The sequence below is a fragment of the Frankia sp. BMG5.60 genome (assembly GCF_059428125.1).
The window spans coordinates 5,375,143-5,396,653 of the sequence record NZ_CM182091.1 but is presented as its reverse complement, the minus strand read 5'-3'; the positions used below and the strand labels follow the sequence as shown (position 1 = coordinate 5,396,653).

Sequence of the window (21,511 nt, the reverse complement as noted above, 5' to 3'; positions counted from 1 at the left end):
CGCGGCGAGCCGGGCGGACGGTGGCGCGGGCGGATGGGCGGTCAGGTGTTGTTCGAGCGGGCGAAGGGCTGCAGCCGGGCGACCAGACCGCGCACCTCGGCGCCGGCCGCGGCGATCGTCTCCTCGGCGGAGCTCCCGCCCCCGCCCCCGCCTTCCAGCAGGACGTCGAGCGCGATGAGCCGCTCGGCGACCTCCGTCATGAGGTCGAAGTCCCGGACCCGCTGATGAACCAGCTCGGACAGCCGCTCGTTCTTCTCGAACAGCTCCACGAACACGCTGACCTTGGCCCGCAGCAACCACGGGTCGAATGGCTTCGCAATGTAGTCGACCGCACCGACAGCGTAACCACGGAACGCATGGTGCGGCTCCCGATCGATCGCCGTGAGAAAGATGATCGGGGTGTCCCGGGTGCGTCCGCGCTGCTTGATCCGATGCGCCGTCTCGAATCCGTCCATCCCAGGCATCTGCACGTCCAGAAGGATCACCGCGAAGTCGTCGACGAGAAGGCGTTTGAGCGCCTCCTCACCCGACGACGCCGTGACAAGATCCTGATCCAGCGAGGCGAGAATCGCCTCCAGCGCCATGAGATTGTCGGCCCGATCGTCAACCAGGAGGATCTTGCTGCGGGGTCGTTCCGCGGCCGGCCCGCCTTCGCCGTCGACGGAACCGCCGCTCCGCTCGGTCACCCGCCCGCCTCCTCCTTCGCGATCGCCTTGCCGGTCCATGGTGGGTGTCGCCACCCCACCACCATCGCTGATCGCTCCCGACGGCATCTCACCGCCCCACCGATAGACACCCGAATGCGCACCATACGCGATCTGATCAATACAGATGCGACCGCATCACCCCGAGGAGGTGGTCGAGATCCACCGGCTTGGTGATGTAGTCCGTGGCGCCGGCGGTGATGCTCTTCTCCCGGTCCCCGGGCATGGCCTTCGCGGTCAGTACCAGTATCGGCAGGTCGGCGAAGGCGGGCATGTCCCGGATCATCGAGGTCGTTTCGTTGCCGTCCATGCCGGGGAGCATGACGTCCATCAGCACGAGGTGCACCGGCGCGGTGTCCTGCTGGAGGGTGCGGATCGCATCGTGGCCGTTGTCGGCGTAGAGGACCCGCATTCCGTACATCTCCAGGGCGCTTGTGAGCGCGAACACGTTGCGCACGTCGTCGTCCACGACCAGGACCGTCGTGCCGACCAGCGGGTCGGAGTCATCGATGTCCCCCGAGGGCAGCCGGGTGCCGGTGTCGGCCGGCTCCGTCAGGAACGGAGTGCCCACCGCGGTATCGCCCGGCCGCCAGTCCGTGGTGTAAGCGGTCGCGGCCGGTGGCGAGACCCGGTTCTCGACCGGACCGGCAGGAGCCGCGGCCCCACTCGCCCCGCCTGACCCGCCTGACCCGCCCGACCCGCCGGTGACGCTCGCCGCGCCGGAGCCGTTGGCAGCGCCCGAGCCCGGGCCGGATCCGCCGACGGCGGTGGGCACCGGCATGGGTGCGCCGCCGCGCTGGCCGGCGACTCCGCCGACCCGGTCGGCGACCCCGTTGCGCCAGCCCTGCGCGGCCGGGGAGCCGGCCGGGGCCAGGGCCGCCCTCGTCGACTCGTTCTGGCTCCAGCCACCGTCCGCCGCACCGACGATCATCAGGACGTCGTCGGGCTCCCCAGGCGTGACCCCGAAGGCCGGCATCTGCGCGAGCGGGGCCGCTGGCAGGTAGAGGGTGAAGGTACTGCCGTGGCCGACCGCGCTGGACACCGCGATCGAGCCGCCGAGCAGGCGGGCGATCTCCTTGCTGATGGACAGGCCGAGCCCGGTGCCGCCGTAGCGGCGCGACGTGGTGCCGTCGGCCTGCTGGAACGCCTCGAAGATCATGCGTAGCTTGTCGGCGGCGATGCCGATGCCGGTGTCGCTGACCGCGAAGGACAGCACCGTGCCGGCCGAGCGCAGGTGCGATGCCAGGTGCGGCAGGTCGGGGCGGGCGAGGGTGACGTCGAGGCGGACGGTGCCGCTGTCGGTGAACTTCACCGAGTTGGACAGCAGGTTCTTGAGCACCTGCTGCAGGCGCTGCTCGTCGGTGACGAACTCGGCCGGCACGTCGGCGGCGAGGTTGACCTCGAACGCCAGCCCCTTCTCGTCCGCGACGGGGCCGAAGACCCCGGCGACGGCGTCGCACAGGGCCGCGGTGCTCACGTTGGCGGCGTCGACGTCCATCTTGCCGGCCTCGACCTTCGACAGGTCGAGGATGTCGTTGATGAGGCCGAGCAGTTCGGAGCCGGCGGAGTGGATCGTCTCGGCGAAGTCGATCTGCTTGCGGGACAGGTTGCGGTCGGGGTTGTCGGCGAGCAGCTTGGCGAGGATGAGCAGGCTGTTCAGCGGCGTGCGCAGCTCGTGGCTCATGTTCGCCAGGAACTCCGTCTTGTACTGCGAGGACAGCGCGAGCTGCTCGGCCTTCTCCTCGAGGCCGATGCGGGCCAGCTCGATCTCATGGTTCTTGTCCTCCAGCAGCGCCGCCTTCTCCTCCAGTTCGTTGTTGGTGCGCTGCAGCTCGACCGACTGCGACCGCAGCTCCTGGGTGAGCCGCTGGGACTGGGCGAGCAGCTCCTCCGTCCGCGCATTCGCCATGATCGTGTTGAGGACGACGCCGATGGTGTCGACGAGCTGGTCGACCAGAGTCAGGTGCAGCTCGGAGAACGGCGTGAACGAGGCCAGCTCGATGACGCCGAGCACCTGGTTCTCGAAGACGACCGGGACGACGACGAGGTCGCACGGCGGCGCCTCACCCAGCCCGCTGCGGATGTTGAGGTAGCCGGCGGGCACGTGCTCGACCCGGATCCGGTTGCGCTCCAGCGCCGCCTGGCCGATCAGGCCCTCGCCGAACAGGAACGTGCCGTCCGAGCGGCGCCGGGGCACCGAGCCGTAGCCGGCGACGTAGCGCAGCTTGTCGCCCTCGATGAAGTCGAGCAGGTAGACGGTGCCCTGCTGGGCGTTGACCGCCGGGGTCATCTCGCTAATGATCATCTGACAGACCGCGTAGAGGTCACGCTGGCCCTGCATCTTGCTGCCGATGCGGGCCAGGTTTGACTTCAGCCAGTCCTGCTGCGCGTTGAGCTCGGTGGTCTCCCGCAGCCGGGCGATCATCTGGTTGATGTTGTCCTTGAGCTCGGCCACCTCGCCCTCGGCCTCCACCGAGATGGACCTGGTCAGGTCGCCGCGGGTGACGGCGGTGGACACGTCGCCGATCGCGCGGAGCTGGATGGTCAGCGTGGAGGCGAGCTGGTTGACGTTGTCGGTGAGGTCCTTCCAGGTCCCGGCCACGCCGGCGACGGTGGCCTGGCCGCCGAGCTTGCCCTCGACGCCGACCTCCCGGCCCACCCGGGTGATCTCCGCGGCGAACGAGGAGAGCTGGTCGACCATCGTGTTGACGGTGTCCTTGAGCTCGGCGATCTCGCCCTGCGCGGTGACGGTGATCTTCTGCGACAGGTCCCCGCGGGCCACCGCCGTGGTGACCAGGGCGATGTTGCGGACCTGGCTGGTCAGGTTGCCCGCCATCGAGTTCACCGACTCGGTCAGGTCCCGCCACACCCCCGAGACCCCCCGGACGTGCGCCTGCCCGCCCAGCGCGCCCTCGGTGCCGACCTCGCGGGCCACGCGGGTGACCTCGTCGGCGAACGAGGACAACTGGTCGACCATCGTGTTCAGGGTGTCCTTGAGCTCCAGGATCTCACCCTGGGCGGCGACGGTGATCTTCTGGGACAGGTCGCCGCGCGCGACCGCGGTGGCGACCAGGGCGATGTTGCGGACCTGGCTGGTCAGGTTGCCCGCCATCGAGTTCACCGACTCGGTCAGGTCCCGCCACACCCCCGAGACCCCCCGGACGTGCGCCTGCCCGCCCAGCGTTGCCCTCGGTGCCGACCTCCCAGGCGACGCGGGTCACCTCGTCGGCGAACGACGAAAGCTGGTCGACCATCGTGTTCAGGGTGTGGGCGAGGCCCGCGACCTCGCCGCGGGCGTCGACGGTGATCTGTCGGGTCAGGTCGCCGCGGGCCACCGCCGCCGCCACCTCGGCGATGCTGCGGACCTGGGTGGTGAGGTTGCCGGCCATGACGTTGACCGAGTCGGTGAGGTCCCGCCAGACGCCGGAGACGCCCTTGACCTGCGCCTGGCCGCCCAGCTTGCCCTCGGTGCCGACCTCCTTGGCCATCCGGGTGACCTCGTCGGCGAACGCGGAGAGCTGGTCGACCATCGTGTTCACGGTCGACTTCAGCTCGTGGATCTCACCGCGGGCGTCGACGGTGATCTTCTGGCTGAGGTCGCCCTGCGCGACCGCGGTGGTTACCTGGGCGATGTTGCGGACCTGGCTGGTCAGGTTGCCCGCCATCGAGTTCACCGACTCGGTGAGGTCCCGCCAGACCCCGGAGACGCCCTTGACCTTGGCCTGCCCGCCCAGGTTGCCCTCGGTGCCGACCTCGCGGGCCACCCGGGTCACCTCGTCGGCGAACGACGAGAGCTGGTCGACCATCGTGTTCACGGTGGTGCCGATCCGCAGGAACTCCCCGCGCACCGGCTGACCGGCGATCTCCAGCGCCATGTGCTGGGACAGGTCCCCCTCGGCCACCGCGGCGATCACGCGCGCGACCTCGTGGGTCGGGCGGGCCAGGTCGTCGATGAGGGAGTTCACCGCCTGGGTCATGTCCGACCAGTCGCCGGGGCTGCCCTGGTCCTCCATGCGCAGGGTGAGCCGCCCGTCGCGGCGGGTCACCTTGCTGACCCGGGCCAGCTCGCCGGCGTGGCGCTCCTGGATGGCGGCCAGCTCGTCGAACTTGCGCACCACGTCGCCGGCATACCCCTCCCGGGCCGTCAGGCGGGTGGCGAAGTCTCCCTCGCACAACCTGGTCAGACCGTGCAGGAGATCGGCGATCAGCTCATCCGACGAGGTGCGCGATGTCCGGGTCTCGTCCACGTCGCGGGTCGCATGAGGGACGATGGTCGCGATAGCGTCACCGCCGGGTGCAACGGGATCACGGCGAGCCGGGGCCTGCTGGTCGTCAGTGGAACTCATCGGTCTCCTACCTGAGCTCGGTCGGCACGATCGTCTCGGACGACGGGCCGGGCGGAGGAGCCCGGGCCAGGGGCGGTCTCCTCGGGGCACCGGCGTGGGCGGGCGTCGGTGGACAGGTGACACCAGCCGCCAGTATCCGCCTCACGATGGACAACGCAGGAGAGACTGAGCGACATGAATGGCGTAGGAGGGGGTCCGACGACGCCGACTCAGGCCATCACGCTGCCGCCGACGCCCGATTCCCCTCGGTCCGCGCGGCGCTTCGTGCTCGAGACGCTGCGCGGCCGGCTCGACGACGACCTGCTCGACTCCGCGCTCCTGCTGGTCACCGAGCTGGTGACCAACGTCGTCGTGCACGCGGGCACCGCGGCCACCGTCGACGTCCGCCAGGAGGGCGAGGGCGTTCGCGTCGGCGTCGCCGACCGGCACCCGGTGCGCATCGGCATGGCGCGGGTGAAGAAGGTGGACGTGCCGCGCCCGCCGTCGGCGTTCCCCGAGGAGGCCGACTTCGGCATCGACGGGCTGCGCGAGGACGGCCGCGGCCTCGCCCTCGTCGACGCGCTCGCGACGAGCTGGGGCACCGAGCACCGTCCCGGCGGCAAGACCGTCTGGTTCCGGCTCGGTTCAGCGGACGTCCCCCGGGAGGACTCCACCGCCGACGACGAGGCGGTGATCGTGCCGGCCCAGATGCGCCCGCCGCGGCTCATCGCCCGCGACACCGCGCGCGCCCTGACCGCCGAGGGCGAGGTGAACGAGCTGCTCGCGCAGCTCGTCGACGCCCTGACCGTGACCGCCGGGCTGGTGCGACGCCCCGGCCGCGACGGCGGCCGGGTCGAGACCGTGGCCACCCTCGGCGTCGTCGGCGAGGCCGACGAGGCGGTGGCGTTCCCGCTGGACCCGACCCAGTCGAGCCTCGGCGAGCTGCTGCTGTGGCCGGCGCCCGGGGAGGGCCTGGCCGGGCTCGACGTCGACCGCATCCGGCTGGCGACCCGGTGGATGGCGCTGGCCCTCGGCGGCGGCGACATGCGCCGCGCCGAGGAGCGCCGGATCGGGATGCTGTCGTTCCTCGCCGAGGCATCCGACCTGCTCGCCGGCAGCCTCGACCTCGGCCATTCGCTGGCCCTGCTGGCCCGGCTGCCGGTCCCCCGACTCGCCCAATGGTGCGCGGTCTACCTGCACCGGGAGAACGCCGATCCGGCGCTGTGGTCGGCCGCCCACGCCGAGGAGAACATGGCCGGCGCGCTGGGCACGGCGGCGGCCGACCCGAGCGGGGTACTGATGGCCGCGGTGCGCTCCGCCAGCGGCGACCGGGTGCACTCGCTGACCGCGTTCGGCGGCCCGGCCCTGGTGATGGTGCTCAAGGCCCGCCGCCGGGTGCTCGGGGTGCTCGCCCTCGGGCGTCCGGAGGGCAACGCGTTCGCCGCCGACGAGATCGACCTGCTCGCCGACCTCGCCCGCCGGGCCGCGTTCGCCATCGACAACGCCCGCCTCTACAGCCGCCAGGTGGAGCTCGCCGGCACCTTGCAGGCCGGGCTGCGCCCGCCGGACCTGCCGATGATCGAGGGCCTCGACCTCGGCTCCGCCTACGGCGCCGCGAAGTCGGCCGGTCTGGACGTCGGCGGGGACTTCTTCGACCTGCTGTGGGGCCCGCTTGGCTGGACGATCGCCATCGGCGACGTCTGCGGCAAGGGCGCCGAGGCCGCGACGGTCACCGGGGTGGCCCGCGCCGTCCTGCGGCTGCTCACCGGGCGCGGCACCGACCTCGGCGAGGTCCTGCTCGAACTGAACCGGACGCTGCGCGACGCCGCCTCCTCGAATCCCAACGGTCAGGGCCGGTTCTGCACCCTGGCCGCCGCGTCGATCACGGGCCCCGCGAGCCTGCCCGGCGCGGCACCGACCGGGGACGCGCAGACCGCCGGCATCCGCCTGCGGCTGTTCCTCGCCGGGCACCCTCAGCCGGTGGTGCTGCATGCCGACGGGCACGCCTCGCTCGTCGGCCGGCCCGGCACCCTGCTCGGCGTGCTCGACGACGACGAGGTCTCCTTCCCTGCCATCGACGTCACCCTCGGCGCCGGCGAGTCGCTGGTCTTCTACACCGACGGGGTGATCGAGGCCCGCGACGGCCGTGACCTGCTCGGCGAGGAGCGGCTGCTGGCGGCGGTCGCCGGGTGCGCGGGGCTGTCGGCGCAGGGCATCGCCGACCGGGTCCTCGCCGCGGCCGAGCGCTTCGCCGGCGGGAACCTGCGCGACGACGTCGCGATCCTGGTCGCGCGGGTACCCGGCTGACCGGCCCCGGGCGGTGGCGACGGCCGTCACGTCAAATCCGCACCGGGCCGGCGGGCGAGCCAAAACCGCAGGTCCGCCGACTGCACTAAGATCAGATGACGAGCGGGCATCGCCCCAAGGGGTGCGATCCGGATTCCGAGGCTTCAATCCGCCCTGAGCGGGTACACGATGAGCGATGTCCTCGTTGTTCAGGCTTGGTGGTAGATGAGCGCGTCTTCGGTTCCGATGGACGTGGTTCGGCAGGCGACCTCGCGTTGCCCACCCGCGACCCACATACTCGCCGAGCTTCCCTATCTCCCTTCGGCCGTTCCCCAGGCCCGTCGGGTCCTGCGGGAGGGCATGCGGATGGCGCAGCTCCCCGAGGATGTCCGCAGCACCGCCGAGCTGCTCGTCAGCGAGCTCGTGACCAACGCCGTCAAGTACGGCCAGCCACCGTTGTGGCTGCTCATCGAGATGCGCCCCGGGCTGATCCACGCCTCCGTCTCGGACACCTCGACCGTCCTGCCGCAGCGGCGCACGGCCGCGCCCGACGCCGAGGGCGGCCGCGGCCTGCTCGTCCTCGACGCCCTCGCCGGAAGCTGGGGAACGGTCATGGCGGAGTCGGGCAAGTACCTCTGGTTCGACCTGCCGGTGCCGCACGAACCCGCCACCGCCACCGCCGGCGACGGCGAGGCCACGGCGACGGCCTCCCGCGACGGCGACCGCACCCCGGCGTCCGCCGGCGCAGCGGACCCGGCGGCTTCCGCCCAGGTCGCCACGAGGCCTCTCCCGGCGGAGGAGCGTCGCGACGGACCCGCCTCGCCCTCCACACCACCGCCGTCCACGCTGGCGCCGTCCACACCACCGCCGGACAGGGCTGCGCCCCCCGCCGCGCCACGGGCCGCCCTGGTGTCGTCAGGCCTGCGCGCCGACACGCCGACGGCGATGCCCACGACCTCGACCGCCTCCGCCACCTCCCAGCGGCGGTCCCGCCCCGGTTCGGGCAGGGTCCGGGCGGCCAGCTCCGGGCCGGGCGCCCCCCGGCCGGACGACGGCCAGCCCAACTCCAGGATCATCACCCGGCTGTTCTGAGGCCTCGGGTCCACCGGCCGAGGAAGCGCGTGGGCGCCGGGCTGACGCGGCTCACTGCGTGGACAGCGCCGACGGCCTGGTGACGTGAGTGACCTTCTCGTAACGATCCAGCGTCACGATCTTGACCACGTCGCCGGTGTGCGGGGCGTGCAGGACCTGATTGCCGCCGAGGTAGATGCCGACATGCCCCGGATTTGCGGGGGTTCCGTCCGATCCCGCGGCGAACAGCAGGTCCCCCGGCTGCCAGGCCGACAACGGCGTCAGCGCAATGCTCGGACCGGAGGAGTCGACCTGGTCGTAGGTCGTGCGGGGCAGTCTGACCCCGGCCGCGGCGTAGGCCGCCTGGACCAGGGAGGAACAGTCCCAGGCATCCGGCCCGTTCGCGCCGAGCACGTAGGGATCACCAAGCTCACCGCGCGCGAAGGCGATCGCGGCCGCGGCCGCCTCGGTCGCCGGTCCGATCGGGGCGCTCGCGCTGCTGAGGGCCGCGGTCATGCCGGGCACGGCGGCGAGGATCGACTCGACGTAGCTCTGGGTCTCCGGAAAGGGCGGAACGCCCTGGTAGGCACGCACAGCGCCCGGGCCGGCGTTGTAGGCGGCGAGCATGAGCCGAACCGGATCCCCGGGCACATCCGCGACCGCGGCGGCCACCGAGCAGTCGTAGGCGGCCGCGGACGGGATCGCGTCGGCGGGATTGAGGATGTCGGCCCGGCCGTCCCCGTCCCCGTCCCGGCCGTGGCTGGCCCAGGTGCCGGGCAGGAACTGCGCGATGCCGAGGGCGCCGGCCGGTGATCGAGCCTCGGGCCGGAAGCCGGATTCCTGCTTGAGCTGGGCGGCGAGCAGACCGGGGCCGAGTGTGGCACAGGTCTGACCGGCGCCGAGGATCGCACCCACGTAGGCGCCGGGGATCGTCCCGGCTTCCGCGAACTGGCCGGTTGCGCCGCCGCCAGGATCCCCGGAGATCGCTCCACCGAAGATCGCGACAAAGCCCACGACCAGCACCATCGCCGATCCGGCGAGGATGGCCGCCAGCGGCGGCGCCGACGCGTCCTGCGCCGGCATGGTCCCGACCGCCATCGCCCGGGATCCACCCCCTCATCGCCGGTCGCATCCACTTGATCCTTGATTGCGATGAAAGTACCAAAACCTTTGATGTGTGGTGATGGTTACGCTACTCTCACGTTTCCGCAGGTCGCGTACAGCGCACGCACTTTCGCTCCCTGTCGCCAGGGGGGTAGGACCGGACAGGGGGTTTCGCATGTCCATCGCGCCGGATGGCGGGTGGATCTCCGCGCTTCCCGACCCGATGGAGTCGCCCTCGATGTCGCCGCCGCCCGGCCGTCGCCCGACCGCCCCGGCACCGCCACCTGTCCTACCGTCCACCGGCGACGTGGTCGTGGTGGTCGCGGCCGGAGGCGGGGTCGGCCGGTCGATCACCGCCGACCTGCTGGCCAGGGCGCTCAGCCCGGCGGGGCCCCTGCTGCTGATCGACGAGAGTCCCGGGCTGTTCAGCTCACGCCGGGCACTGCCACGCGACGACGACGGGCTCGCCGCCCTCGACGGACCCGACGGGTCGACCTACTACGTCCTCGCCCCGCAGACCCCCGCGGTGCGGATCGACGGCGTCGAGGCCGTGGCCAGCAGCGACGGCTGGGAGACGCTGATCGTCGACACCTGGGACCCGGCGCTGTACCTGCTGCACACCCCGCGCTGGCACCGGCTGCTGACCGAGTACGGCGTGCGCGTCGTGCTTGTCACCGCCTCGGCGACCGGGCCGCTGGAGAACGCGGTGACGGCCGCGCGGGCCCTGCGCCAGGCCGGGGTGCACGGCCAGGATCTGGTCGCCGCCGTCGTAGACACCGGGGAGGGCCGAGCCCCGCGGCGCTCGCTCGCCCGGATCACGCTGCTGGACGGCGAATGCTCCGGCGTCGTGCGCGTCCCGCACCTGCCGACCGTCCGGGCCACCGGGCGGCTCGCCAACGGCCACCCCGGCCGGGCTGCCGAACGCGCCGCGCACACCATCGTCAACCGCCTCGCCCTGAAGGAAGTCGCATGATCCACGAACGCCTGGGCGCGATCATCCTCGCCGCGGACCCGCCCTTGCCCACGGACGTCCAGCCGAACGCCAACGATCTGCCGCATTCGGAGGCGCTGAAGACGATCCTGGGCTGGACGTTGTACGGCGCGCTGTTCGCCTGCGGGATCGCCGCGGTGGCCTCCGGCGGGTTCGCCGCCTGGGGTCGGGTCACCGCCCGTCCGCAGCAGTTCGACCGCGGCTTCTCCGCCTTCCTCACCTCCGTCGCCTGCGGCTTTCTGGTCGGAATCGCCATTCCCCTGGTGAACACCTTCTACGGTCTGGCCACCTGACCCGACAACGGACGCAGCACCGGGAGCCGACGTGAGCCTGACCCAGCAGATGTCACCGGACGGCCGCCCAGGCGGGCCGCGCGGCCGCGCGGGCGTGTTCCTGCTCGCCGTGCTCGCGCTGGTCGCCGTCATAGCCGTGACAGTCCTGGTCACCCGCGCGCTGTCGGGCTCCGACGGGAACGGCGGCCCGACCGCCGTCCCGGCGCCCTCGCCCACGTCGGCCCCCACCCGGTTCGGCATCCCGAGCCCGCAGCCGAACGCGGCGGCGACCAGCCCGGGCGGCCCGCTGGCGCTGCCGCGCCCGGATCGGATCACCTCCGACGGCATCCCGCTCGGCTTCCCGCACACCACCGCCGGGGCGGTGTCCGCGGCGATCCGGTGGGAGCCGCTGCTCGTGCCCGTCGAGGAGAAGCGCCAGATCGACGTCGTCCACACGGTCGGCACGCAGTCCCTGCAGAACAAGCTCGTTCCGGAGCTTCAGGCCGACTACGCCAGCCAGCCGCCGACGGCGGGTAGCTGGTTCACCTCGACCCCTCTCGGATACAAGATCGTCAACTCGGACGTCGACCGGGTAACCGTGGCGCTGCTGGTCCTGCGCGAGGGCGGCACGAGCGCCGGCACCAGGTTCTCCAAGTTCGACAAGGCGGCGGACGTGCTGACCTGGGTGGACGGCGACTGGCGCTGGGACGACGGCATCGATGCGCCGGGGGGGCTGGGCCTGCCCTCGACGAGCGACCCGGCCCGGATCAGGGCGGCAGGCTGGGAGGTGTTCACCGTTGGCTAAGTGCACCGGGATCGCACGGCTGGCTCCCCAGTGCTGGGGGAACGACCTGGCCGACGCCGGCGCCAGCGCCGTCGGCAGCGTCTGGAACGCGATCGTCAACGATTTCGCCGACGCCGGCATCAGTCTGATCAGGATGGTCACGGATGCCTGGCCGACGCTGTCCCGACTGGACTTCTCGCAGGACAGCGTGCAGGGCGTGTTTAACATCTGCACGGGTATCGGGGCGATCCTCGCCGTGTTCATCCTCCTGTTCGCGGTGGTGCGCACCCAGCTCGCCGCGGACGGTCGTTTCGTCGGCGCGGCGCTCGTCGGTCTGGTCAAGGCGATGGTGGCCACCGCGATCACCATCACCGTCGTACAGAGCTGCGCCACTCTCTCCGGCGACGTCACCGCGCAGATCGTGAAGCAGACGGAGCCCGACCGCGAAGCCTTCCTCGCCGATCTGAAGACCCTGGCACTGAACGTGAATCCGGCGATGACCTTCGTCTTCGCCCTGTTCGCGATGATCGTCGTCTTCGTGCTGTGGTGCGAGATCCTCATGGTGAAGGTGGCGATCGGCGTCCTCGTCGCCACCGCGCCGCTGGGGGCCGCCGGCCTGCTGTCGGAACAGACGGCGCTGTGGTGGCAACGCCAGGCGATGGCGACGTTCCGGCTCCTGCTGGTGCCACCGTCGATCAGTCTGTGCTTCAGCCTCGGGTTCAAGCAGGTCCACGCGGCCGGCGGAGACGGCTTCACCGAGTACATCACGGCGATCATGACGTTGGCGGCAGCAGTGCTGTGCTGGCCGGCACTGTCGCGGTTCTTCGCGATCGGTCCGGACGGCGAGGTCAGCGGGGGCCTGTCACTGCTCCTCGGTGCGGCGGGCGGGCTCGGCTCGCGCGCGTCGAGCATGGGCGGATCCGGCGCCGGCAATCCCCTGGACCCGGTGAGTCTGCAGCGCGGAGCAGGCGGTGGCGGGGGCGGTGCTGCCGGTGGTGGTGCGGCGGGTGCCGGTGGGGGCGGGGCCGCCGCGGGCGGGGCCGCCGCGGCGGGCGCCTTCCTGCCGATGGCGGCGATGGCGGCGACAAGCGCCGTCGGCGCCTTCCAGCGCGGGATGGGCCGGACCGCCGCGCACGCGGGGCTCGGCGGCATGGGCGAGTCCGTGGACACCCCATGGCTTCGGGCGGGCGGCGGCCGGTCGGGTGGCTCGGGGAGCAGGTCGGGCAGCGGCAGCCCAGGCAACAGCGGCAGCCCCCGGCCGGCGCCGATTGCCGTGGCGCCCGGTGGCGGCGGTGGCGGCGGTGGCGGTGGTGGCAGTGGTGGTGGTGGTGGCAGTGGTGGCAGTGGTGGTGGTGGCGGCGGTGGCAGTGGTGGTGGCAGTGGCAGTGGTGGTGGCGGTGGCCCTTCGGTACCCGACGCCGGGGACCAGGCACCACCGCTCACGCCTGACGGACCGGCGGGCCCGCCGCCAGGCCATCCAGGGCGGCCCGTGGCACTGCCGCCCCCCTCGTCCCGGTCCGCGCCGGCTGCCGGCCGGGGCTCCGCCGACGCACCGGGCGCCTCGGGCTCGGCGGGTACCTCGGGCTCGGCGGGTACCTCGGGCTCGGCGGCGCCCCCGCCGACCCCCGTCCCCGACGGCCCCGCCCGTCCCCAGGCCGGGCCTCGCCGTGCCCCGACGCCCGGGGAACGTCCGGTCGCGCGCGGTCCCGGCTCGGCGCTGCCATCCCCGCCTCCCGCGTGGGGTGAACGGCGGTGAGCGGCGTCCAGACCTACCAGGGTTGGAAACGGGACCGCGGCGGCTCGCTGGCGCTCGGGCTGAGCGTGCCGCGCGGCCTGCTGGTCGCCGCATCGATCGTGCTGGTGGCGTACACGGTCGCCTACGGAGCCTGGTCGGCGCTGCCGGTGGTGCTGCCCCTGGCCGCGGTGATGGTGACGGCGGCATGGCTTCGAGTCCAGGGCGTGACGGTCGGGGAGTGGGTGAGCCGAATGGTGCGGTTCCGGCGGGCGAAGGCCCGGCGGGAGACCTGGTACGCGGGTGCCGCCTGGCAGCCAGCCGCGGATCCGACGGATCCGACCGGCCTGCCCCGCGCCGAGTTGCCCGGCATCCTGGCGCCGCTGCGGTTTCTCGAGGAGGAGCGCGGGGCGGGGACGCCGGTCGCGATCGTCCACCATCCGTACGAGCAGACCTACTCGCTCGTCGTGCAGATCGAGTTTCCCGGGCTGGCGCTGGCGGACGCGGCGTCCGCGGCCCGGCGGGTCGGCTCCTGGGGCGGGCTGCTCGCCGGCTGGTGCGAGGAGGGCAAGCCCGTCTCCCGGGTCGGGCTCTACCAGCGATATCTCCCCGAGGACGGCGCGGAGCTCGTCCAGTGGACGGCGGCCTACAGCTCGCCGTCCGCCCCGCCGCTGGCCACCCAGACGGCGTCGGCGCTGCTCGGGGGCCAACAGGTCTGGCAGTCGCGGCACGAGGCGTACCTGTCGATCAGTCTGTCGGTTCCCCGGGCCCGTTCGGCGATCCGCGCAGCGGGCGGCGGGGACACCGCGGCCGCGGCGGTGCTGATGCGGGAGGTCGGCGCGGCCACCGACCGGATGCGTAGCGCCGGCATCGAGATCCGCCGCTGGCTGGGCGTGCGTGACCTCGCCGAAGTGATCCGGACCGCCTTCGACCCGCACGCCGCCGCGCCACTGTCCGCCCACCGGGCCGCGGCGACGGACCCTCGCTGGGACGGCGCGGCGCCGGGCGTCGACCTGGCCCTGGCCGGCCCGGCCGCCGCCGAGACGAAGCTCGGTTCCTACCACCACGACGGCGGCTACTCGGTGACCTACCAGGTGTACGAGTGGCCGAAGTCGCCGATCGCCGCCGGCGGGCTCGCCCCCGTGCTGCGCTCGACGGCGACGGCGCGCCGGGCCGTCGCGATGGTCTACGAGCCGCTGCCGCCGTCGCAGGCCGAGCGGGCGGTGCTCGGCGACATCACCCGCACGTCGTTCTCGGTGTCGGTCCGCCAGCGCACGGGCGGCATCGTGCGCACGAGTGAGCGCATCGCGCTGGAGGACGCCCAGCGACAGGAGGCCGAGGCCGCGCTCGGCCACGGTCTCGTGAAGTTCGCCGGCTATCTGACCGTCACGGTCACCGATCCGGATCGCCTGGACGAAGCGTGCGCCGAGTTGGAGGCCGATGCCAGTGGGCAGGGGTGCAGGCTGGTCCTGCGGCGGATGTGGATGGCCCAGGACGCCGCGTTCGCGCTCACGCTGCCGCTCGGCCTGGGTCTGCCGAGCACCGGGAACTGGCGATGAGCCGTCGCGACGACCTGACCTCGCTGCCAGCGCGCCGCTTCGCGGAGCTGCTGCCCGTGCGGCCGCCGACCCGCCCGGCGAAGCCGGAGGCGACGCAGGATGCGGAGCGGGCCCGCCGAGCCCGGTCCTGGACACCCCGCCGGGGGCGGCGGGGTCCGTTCGGCGGGCATGCGGCAAACACCGCGCAGGCCGAGGTGTGGCGGGGTTCGACCGCCGCGGTGCAGGGCCTTTACCCGATGCTGACCCGGGCCAGCGTGCCGCCGGTCGGCGCCTACGTCGGCTACGACGTCATCTCCGGCGCGGCGTTCTCCTGCCATCCGGTCGAGTGGCTGTCCCGCGGCCTGGTGCGCAATCCGAACATGCTGGTCTCCGGCAGCCCCGGGGCGGGCAAGTCGGCCACGCTGAAGGCGCTCGCGCTGCGGCTGTCCCAGTTCGACGTGTCGACGCTGATCCTCGGCGACCTCAAGGGCGAGTACGGGCCGCTCGTCGACGCGGTCGGGGGCAGCGTCAGCGAGCTCGGCCCGGGGCTGCCCGGCCGGCTCAACCCACTCGACGCCGGCCCGCTGGGCGCCCGGCTGCCGAGCGACCCGACGCTGCTCGCCGAGCGCCTGGCCGAGATCGCCCGGCGCCGGCTGCGGCTGCTGGTGACCCTCGTCGGCGCCCGCACCCCAGTGAGCCCCGAGGATGAGACCGTGCTGGCGGAGGCGCTGCGCATCGCCACCGGCGAGCAGCGGGCCGCGACCCGCCTCGCCGACCCGACGATTCCCGAGATCCACCGGATCCTGCTCGCGGCCTCCGAGGAGCTGGTCCGGGCGGCCCGCTGCTCGTCCCAGGCCGAGTTCATCGCGCTGTTCCGGCGGGTCACCGACGCCCTCGGCGGCATGGTCCGCAACCTCGCCGGCATCTTCGACGAGCCGACCACCGTCGCCCTCGACTTCGACGCGCCGATGCAGTCCGTCGACATCTCCCGGCTGTCCCGGCGCGGCGAGGACGCGGTCGTCGTCGGCCTGACCTGCCTGTCCACGTGGGGCCAGGCGGCCATCGACGAGCCGGGCCGGCTGCGGATGGTGATCCGCGACGAGGTGTGGCGGCAGTTGCGCGCCGGCGTCGAGTTCGTCCGCAAGATCGACTCAGACCTGCGGCTGTCCCGGGCCGAGGGCACCATCCAGGTCCTGGCCACCCACCGGCTGGCCGACTTCGAGGCGGTCGGCGCCGCCGGCTCGGAGGCGGTCGCCATCGCCCGCGAGCTCGTCTCGTCCTGCGACGTGCGGATCCTGCTCGCCCAGGACACCCGACCGCTGGCCGACCTCGCCGACGCGGTGGGTCTCACCGAGGCCGAGCGGACCCTCGTCGCCTCCTGGGGCGGCGGCGACCGTGGCCGTGGGCTGTGGAAGATCGCCGGCCTCGGCGGCTATCCGATCCAGCTCGTGCTCACCGACATCGAGGCCCAGCTCTACCACACCGACGAGCGGATGGCGGCCTGAGTCGATGTTCGGATCTGGTCAGCCATTGAGGTCGTCGGGGTCGTCGGAGTCGTCGCCGGCCGCGGGCGGCGGGGGCGGGTACCTCCTGCCAGTCGTCATCATCATCGGCGGCCTGCTGTTCTTTCTGTGGCGGTTCGCCACGCGGACGGCCGGCGGCGTCGCCGGCTACCTGCTGTTCGCGGCGCTGCTGATCGCCGCGGGGACAGTCCTCGGCACCGCGGCCTGGCGGCTGCGGGGCGCCGCGGGACGGAACCGGCGGCTGCGGCGCGGCACCTCCGCGCGGGCGGTGGCCGCCCGCGCGGCCCATCTGCGTCCCGACCTCGGCGCGCGGGCCACCGTGACCGACGCGGGGATCCGGCTGGGCGCCGCCGGCGGCCAGGCCGTCCACGCCACCGTCGAGGACGGCTCCCTCGTCGTCGGCCCGGCCCGGTCGGGCAAGACCAGCGGGCTGCTCGCCGGTGCGGTCCTCGACTGGCCCGGCCCGGCGGTGGCGACGTCCATCCGGCCCGATCTGGCGGCCTGGACCTCGGCGGCCCGCGCCCGCAGCCACGGCCCGGTGTGGGTGTGGAACCCGTGGCAGGCCACCCCACCGGTCGGCGTGGCGCTGCGGTGGGATCCCACTTCCGGTGCCGACGAGCCGTCGACCGCGTTGCGCCGCGGCCAGGTGCTCGCCGCCGCGTCCCGGGTCGGCTCGGGCACCGAGAACGGGTCGGACTGGCAGCAGGTCTCCGCCATCGTGCTGGCCGCCTACCTGCACGCCGCGGCGCTGTCCGGCTCGTCCATGCGCGACGTGCTCGCCTGGTCCGCCGACCCCGCCGACCCGACGCCGGTCACCGCGATCCGCCGGGCAGGGCTCGCCACCCAGTCCTGGGCGGAGACCCTCGCCCGCTACTCCACCGAGGACCCGCGCATGCAGGCGAACGTCTTCTTCGGCGTGCGCCTCGCGCTGTCCGCGCTGTGGGACCCGGTCGTGCTCGACTGCGCCTGCCCCGGCCCGGGCGAGGGGTTCTCCCCGCCTGTCCTGCTCGACGGCGGCACCGTCTTCGTCCTCGGCACTCCGAGCTCCCAGCAGACCGTCGGCCCGCTGACCGCGCTGCTCGTCGACGAGATCGTCGAGGTGGCACTGCAGCGCGCCGCCGCCCGCCCCGGCGGCCGGCTCGCCCCGCCACTCGGGCTGCTGCTCGACGAGGCCGCCAACATCGCCGCCCTGCCCCGCCTGCCCGACCTGTACTCCTACGGCGGCGGCTCGGGGGTGTTCATCATGGCCGTCCTGCAGTCGCTCAACCAGGCCCGCAGAGCGTGGGGCGAGCACGCCACGAAGGCGATGTGGGACGCCGCCACCTACAAGCTCATCCTGCCCGGCATGTCGGACGTCTCGGACCTGGAGGACCTGTCGAGGCTCGCCGGCGAGTTCGACGAGTCCACTGAGACCGTGTCGTCGCGCGGCGGGCTGTTCAACCCGGCCGGCCCGGACCAGATCAGCGTCTCCCAGCGGCGGCGCCGCGTTCTGGAACCCCACGAGATCCGCAACGCCGAACTCGGCAACGCGCTGCTGCTCCCCCGCTCCGCCCCGCCCGCGTGGATCCGGCTACAGCAGGTCGAACGCCGTCGCGACGGCGCCCAGCTCCGCGCCGACCACGACGCCTACTACGCCGATGGAGTCGCCCTGCCATGACCGACCGCATCCAGGCAATTCCCGGCGGCACGGCCCAGGGCGGCGGCGGGGGCAACGGCGGCGGCGGCGGCGAGGAGGAGGAGCTCCTCAGCCTCGTGTCCGAGCTCATCGACCGCGTCATCGCGCTGGAGCAGCGCGTCGCGGCTCTCGGCCGGCCTGCGCCGGGTGAGTCGGATGGACCGGAGCCAGCGAGGCCGTTTCGCTGGGACGAGCTGTCGGCCGTGCAGGTGCGCGAGACCTGGCGGGAGCTGGGTTCCTGGGTCGGCTGGCTGTGCGTGCGCTTTCGCATCGACAGCCTGCCGCCGTGCTGGTATCGCCATCCCGATCTCGTCGAGGAGCTGACCGGGCTGTGGTTGGCCTGGCTCGGCGCCTATCGAAGCGACGCCCGGCCCGACGAGCCGATCCGCTGGCTGGACTGGCTCTCCCGAGCTCGTGGCCGCTTCGCCCACCATTCGCCACGCTGCGGAGTCGGCGCGCACAAGGAGTTTCCATCGCCACCGGCTCACGACGAGCGCGACTACGCGGCCTTCGTAGAGTTTCAGGCGAGCGGCGTCGCGACGTCTGTGGGGACGAGCGGAGTACAGGGCGACGGGCGATCGGAACGGTGAAAGCGCCGCAATCGAAGCACTCCTGATCTACCTGACGATCCCCCCGGGCCTAGAAGGCGAAATTGAGCATGCCCTCCCGATACGACCGCAACCGGGTGTTCAGCTCCGCCCTCGTGAAGCGCTCGGGATGCTCCCGGTACAGCGCGCGGCTGTCCGCAACCCGCAGCGCGCTCTCCGGCACCTGATCCGCACCGGAAGGGATGAACTTCATGACCTCCTGCAGCGCGACAATCGCTCGCGTCATGCGCTCACGCGCCACGGCGAGCTGTCGGTCTGTGAGACCGGACAGATCCACGGGAACGCTGGCAGCAGCCCGATCGCTCAGCAGGAGAAACTCGCCGGCGTCGATGATCTCGGACGGCGTCTCACCGCCGATCGCCGGGGCAGGAACCTCCTGCGCGTCTGCCAGGGAAAACTCGATGCGGCGGCGAGTGCCGCAGGCCGGACAGGAACCTTGGTAGACCGCGACCAGAGCACCATCTCGGCTCTCCAGCCAGTGCTCGGGCTCGAACTGCGACACCCCACACTCACAGCCGTGCAGCTCCAGGTACAACCAGGTCTCCGCGGTGGAACGCGCCTTCAGCATAGCCCTATGCTACTGGCCGGACCTGGCCCATAAGATGCGGCCTGCGGTCAATCCGTCTACTTATGATCACTGCTCGGCTGGTGGGCGGCGTACCGATGCCCATGGGAGAGGATATTCTGATGGTCGATGAAGCCGGATCTGGTCCGATACCGACTTCAGCCGATCTTGTCCACGGCGAGGCGAAACGACAGCTGGAGCTCCTCGTTCGCGAACAGTTTTCGGCGTACCTGCGGACGCCGCGCTGGGAGACGAACGCGGGCCGGGAGTATCTCGCGGCCGAGGACACCGTCGGAACAAAGTTGACCCATTCGGGTCGACGCCGTAGCCCTGGCCGCCGGCAGAGCGACCCGGAACTTCGTCAACACCACCTCCGAAAATCACGTCATCCAGCTTTCCGACGATCTTGATCCCGGACAGGTAAGAGCGGCACTCTCGGCGGAGATCACTAATCTGCTCGAGATTCGTCGGCGGGCGGACGAGACCTCGTCCGGAGGACTTCTTCCACCGAACCGAGTCCGTGCCAGCGGATTGGTGGGCCCCGCCTCGGCGGTTTCGGCGTCGTTCATCGAGCCGGACCTGACTGCGCCGTTCCGGGCACGCGACGTAACCGGGAGACTCATCAGCCGCCAGGAACTACCTGCCGCGGTCGCGAACGCGGTCGAGGAAAGATCGCGCCATAGCGCAGAGACCCTCGCCGAACTGCGTCGCGAGGCGGAGTCATTGCCGTCCGGCCGGTATCCCTCTCGAAAAATCATGATCGGCGGTGGTGCCGCACTGGCTGGCCGGGATCCGGATATCCTCGTCGTCGACGCACGCGGACGGTGGCACGTCGATCCCATCAAGGGAATCGTGCAGTCGGCGGACCAGGCGAGGCATATCGCGGAATCCGGCCTGGGTGATCCCTATCAGTTCGCATCCCCCCGGGAGCGCATTCCCTTGGATGCGATCCGCCTCTGGGAGGATTCAGCCGCCGTCCGCGGCGCCGTGGTGAACGGTCACGGACAGCTCACGATCGACGATCAGGGCAGGCTACTGGCGAGACTCGACCCCCTGGACGGTTCCTCCCCGGTTACCGTCGAGGTGGATGGAATTCCGATCATCGCGACCGGCCTGCCGTCCGAGATAGTTCCCGGCTGTGCCCGCACCGTGCCGACGGTACCGGAAGCGCTGGACGTGCTCATCGGGCGCCTGCACGATGTGCCAAGCCGGGATTCCCCGTCAGTCCGCGATCAGCTGAGGAATCTTCCCTGGGGGGAGGGCAGCGCGGCGACGGCATTGGAAGTTCTGGCCCAATCCGGCCTCGATGTCGCCCTGCAATCGTTCGGGGAGGATCGGGTCTCCGCTGCCATGACCACCCTCTCGGCAACCGCGATCTGGGACGACGCCCGCGCGTCCGCACCGAACCGCGTCCTCTACGGCGACGAGGTGGGAACAGGCGAATATGATCCACTCGCGGCGAAGGAGTGGCTGCTAGCCGGTATTGGGGGAGCCGCGATCGCCAACGCCGAGATCATCCTTCAGGCCAATCCGGAGGCCCGAGTACGGATGGTCGGCTCTGCCATCCAGTGGGTTCTCGAAAATGATGCCCAGTACCTGGCGATGCGTAGGCAGCACGACCCGGAGTTGGGCGGGGACGGCCGGTTGCTCACCTACCAGAACCGGCGCCTGGGTCAGGTTGAGATGCACTGGACCGCGGACGGTGAACCGCGCTTCCGCGCGACGGATGTCGAGGGTGAGGCATACGTGGCCTGCCTTGGCCGAGTCGCGCGGCTGCCCGGCGCGCTGGAGGCATGTAGTCGGTGGGCCCGGGCGGAGGGCGGCCAGGTCCGCGGCGAGCTGATGTTCGACGGCAGCCGGCAGTACCTGGGCTACCAACTCGCCTTCGAGACGGCCGGGGTCTCTCACCAGGTCACTGTGACCGGAGCCGCATCCCGACTACCGCCTCCCGACGTGTTCAGCGCAGAGGACATCGAGCGGGTCAACGTGGCCGGCCTGAAGGAGGCACCAGCCGAAAGCGGCAACGTTGCGGCCGGGTTCATGGCCACGGCAATGCAGAGCGTGCATCTTCGGGCGCACCGTGCGTCGAACTCCGCTACGCCTCTCGCACCTACCGGGCAGGAGACGGTTCGCCACCGACTCCGCGAGCTACGCACCCAACTCGAACAGTCCCGACCGCAGCCATCCAGCGATCCCGCCGGCGGCCCGGCGTCACCGCACCAGGGCCCTTCCCGAAGCCCGGCGCGGCCTGAAGGACCCGTGGACAACGGCCCCCACCGGGATGAACTCGATTACGGAAGGTGATAGTAGTTTGGCGTGGGCGTGGGAGGCTT

At 72.0% G+C, this 21,511-nt stretch carries 16 protein-coding genes; 11 read left to right on the top strand and 5 right to left on the bottom strand.

The window, feature by feature from the left end:
• Positions 1-41: 41 nt before the first annotated feature.
• From AC5R91_RS22110 to AC5R91_RS22100, 3 genes are all read right to left on the bottom strand, one after another.
• Positions 42-686, bottom strand: coding sequence for a response regulator (locus AC5R91_RS22110; protein WP_495393236.1), 645 nt, complete (start codon positions 684-686; stop codon positions 42-44).
• Positions 687-822: 136 nt separating this feature from the next.
• Positions 823-3,816, bottom strand: a complete 2,994-nt coding sequence (locus AC5R91_RS22105; protein ID WP_495393235.1) for an ATP-binding protein — start codon at positions 3,814-3,816, stop codon at positions 823-825.
• The gene (locus AC5R91_RS22100) at positions 3,713-5,050 is read right to left on the bottom strand and encodes a HAMP domain-containing protein (protein WP_495393234.1); all 1,338 of its coding nucleotides are present in this window, start codon (positions 5,048-5,050) and stop codon (positions 3,713-3,715) included. The genes AC5R91_RS22105 and AC5R91_RS22100 overlap by 104 nt, the downstream gene beginning before the upstream one ends.
• Positions 5,051-5,224: 174 nt before the next feature.
• Between AC5R91_RS22100 and AC5R91_RS22095 the strand changes: the two genes are divergently transcribed.
• Together AC5R91_RS22095 and AC5R91_RS22090 are read left to right on the top strand one after the other, a co-directional pair.
• Positions 5,225-7,336, top strand: a complete 2,112-nt coding sequence (locus tag AC5R91_RS22095) for a SpoIIE family protein phosphatase (RefSeq protein ID WP_495393233.1) — start codon at positions 5,225-5,227, stop codon at positions 7,334-7,336.
• A 204-nt stretch (positions 7,337-7,540) separates the two neighbouring features.
• Positions 7,541-8,407: an ATP-binding protein gene (locus AC5R91_RS22090; protein WP_495393232.1), complete on the top strand. Its 867-nt coding sequence runs from the start codon at positions 7,541-7,543 to the stop codon at positions 8,405-8,407.
• Positions 8,408-8,458: 51 nt separating this feature from the next.
• Here the strand turns inward: AC5R91_RS22090 and AC5R91_RS22085 are convergent, their stop codons facing one another.
• Complete coding sequence (locus AC5R91_RS22085) at positions 8,459-9,484, bottom strand: C40 family peptidase (protein WP_495393231.1); 1,026 nt, start codon at positions 9,482-9,484, stop codon at positions 8,459-8,461.
• Positions 9,485-9,665: 181 nt separating this feature from the next.
• Here AC5R91_RS22085 and AC5R91_RS22080 point away from each other — a divergent pair, with 181 nt between their 5' ends.
• Genes AC5R91_RS22080 through AC5R91_RS22045 form a run of 8 tightly spaced genes read left to right on the top strand, consistent with a single transcriptional unit; the run spans position 9,666 to position 18,595 of the window.
• The gene (locus AC5R91_RS22080; RefSeq protein WP_495393230.1) at positions 9,666-10,463 is read left to right on the top strand and encodes a hypothetical protein; all 798 of its coding nucleotides are present in this window, start codon (positions 9,666-9,668) and stop codon (positions 10,461-10,463) included.
• Positions 10,460-10,774: a hypothetical protein gene (locus AC5R91_RS22075; RefSeq protein WP_495393229.1), complete on the top strand. Its 315-nt coding sequence runs from the start codon at positions 10,460-10,462 to the stop codon at positions 10,772-10,774. Before AC5R91_RS22080 ends, AC5R91_RS22075 begins: the two co-directional genes overlap by 4 nt.
• Positions 10,775-10,805: 31 nt before the next feature.
• Positions 10,806-11,558: a DUF8175 domain-containg protein gene (locus AC5R91_RS22070; protein WP_495393228.1), complete on the top strand. Its 753-nt coding sequence runs from the start codon at positions 10,806-10,808 to the stop codon at positions 11,556-11,558.
• Positions 11,551-13,293, top strand: a complete 1,743-nt coding sequence (locus tag AC5R91_RS22065; protein WP_495393227.1) for a hypothetical protein — start codon at positions 11,551-11,553, stop codon at positions 13,291-13,293. The genes AC5R91_RS22070 and AC5R91_RS22065 overlap by 8 nt, the downstream gene beginning before the upstream one ends.
• Positions 13,290-14,828 (top strand): SCO6880 family protein, encoded by a 1,539-nt coding sequence (locus AC5R91_RS22060; protein WP_495393226.1) that lies wholly within the window; start codon positions 13,290-13,292, stop codon positions 14,826-14,828. Before AC5R91_RS22065 ends, AC5R91_RS22060 begins: the two co-directional genes overlap by 4 nt.
• On the top strand, positions 14,825-16,312 hold the full coding sequence (locus AC5R91_RS22055; RefSeq protein ID WP_495393225.1) for a putative type IV secretion/conjugal transfer ATPase: 1,488 nt from the start codon (positions 14,825-14,827) through the stop codon (positions 16,310-16,312). The genes AC5R91_RS22060 and AC5R91_RS22055 overlap by 4 nt, the downstream gene beginning before the upstream one ends.
• A gap of 25 nt (positions 16,313-16,337) precedes the next feature.
• A complete protein-coding gene (locus tag AC5R91_RS22050) occupies positions 16,338-17,987 on the top strand; it encodes a type IV secretory system conjugative DNA transfer family protein (protein WP_495393224.1) in 1,650 nt (549 codons plus the stop codon).
• On the top strand, positions 17,984-18,595 hold the full coding sequence (locus AC5R91_RS22045; protein ID WP_495393223.1) for a hypothetical protein: 612 nt from the start codon (positions 17,984-17,986) through the stop codon (positions 18,593-18,595). The genes AC5R91_RS22050 and AC5R91_RS22045 overlap by 4 nt, the downstream gene beginning before the upstream one ends.
• 49 nt (positions 18,596-18,644) lie before the next feature.
• On the opposite strand, the gene AC5R91_RS22040 is transcribed toward AC5R91_RS22045, so the two are convergent.
• Positions 18,645-19,181, bottom strand: coding sequence for a hypothetical protein (locus AC5R91_RS22040; protein WP_495393222.1), 537 nt, complete (start codon positions 19,179-19,181; stop codon positions 18,645-18,647).
• Between the two features lie 531 nt (positions 19,182-19,712).
• Between AC5R91_RS22040 and AC5R91_RS22035 the strand changes: the two genes are divergently transcribed.
• Positions 19,713-21,482: a hypothetical protein gene (locus AC5R91_RS22035; RefSeq protein WP_495393221.1), complete on the top strand. Its 1,770-nt coding sequence runs from the start codon at positions 19,713-19,715 to the stop codon at positions 21,480-21,482.
• Positions 21,483-21,511 lie beyond the last annotated feature (29 nt).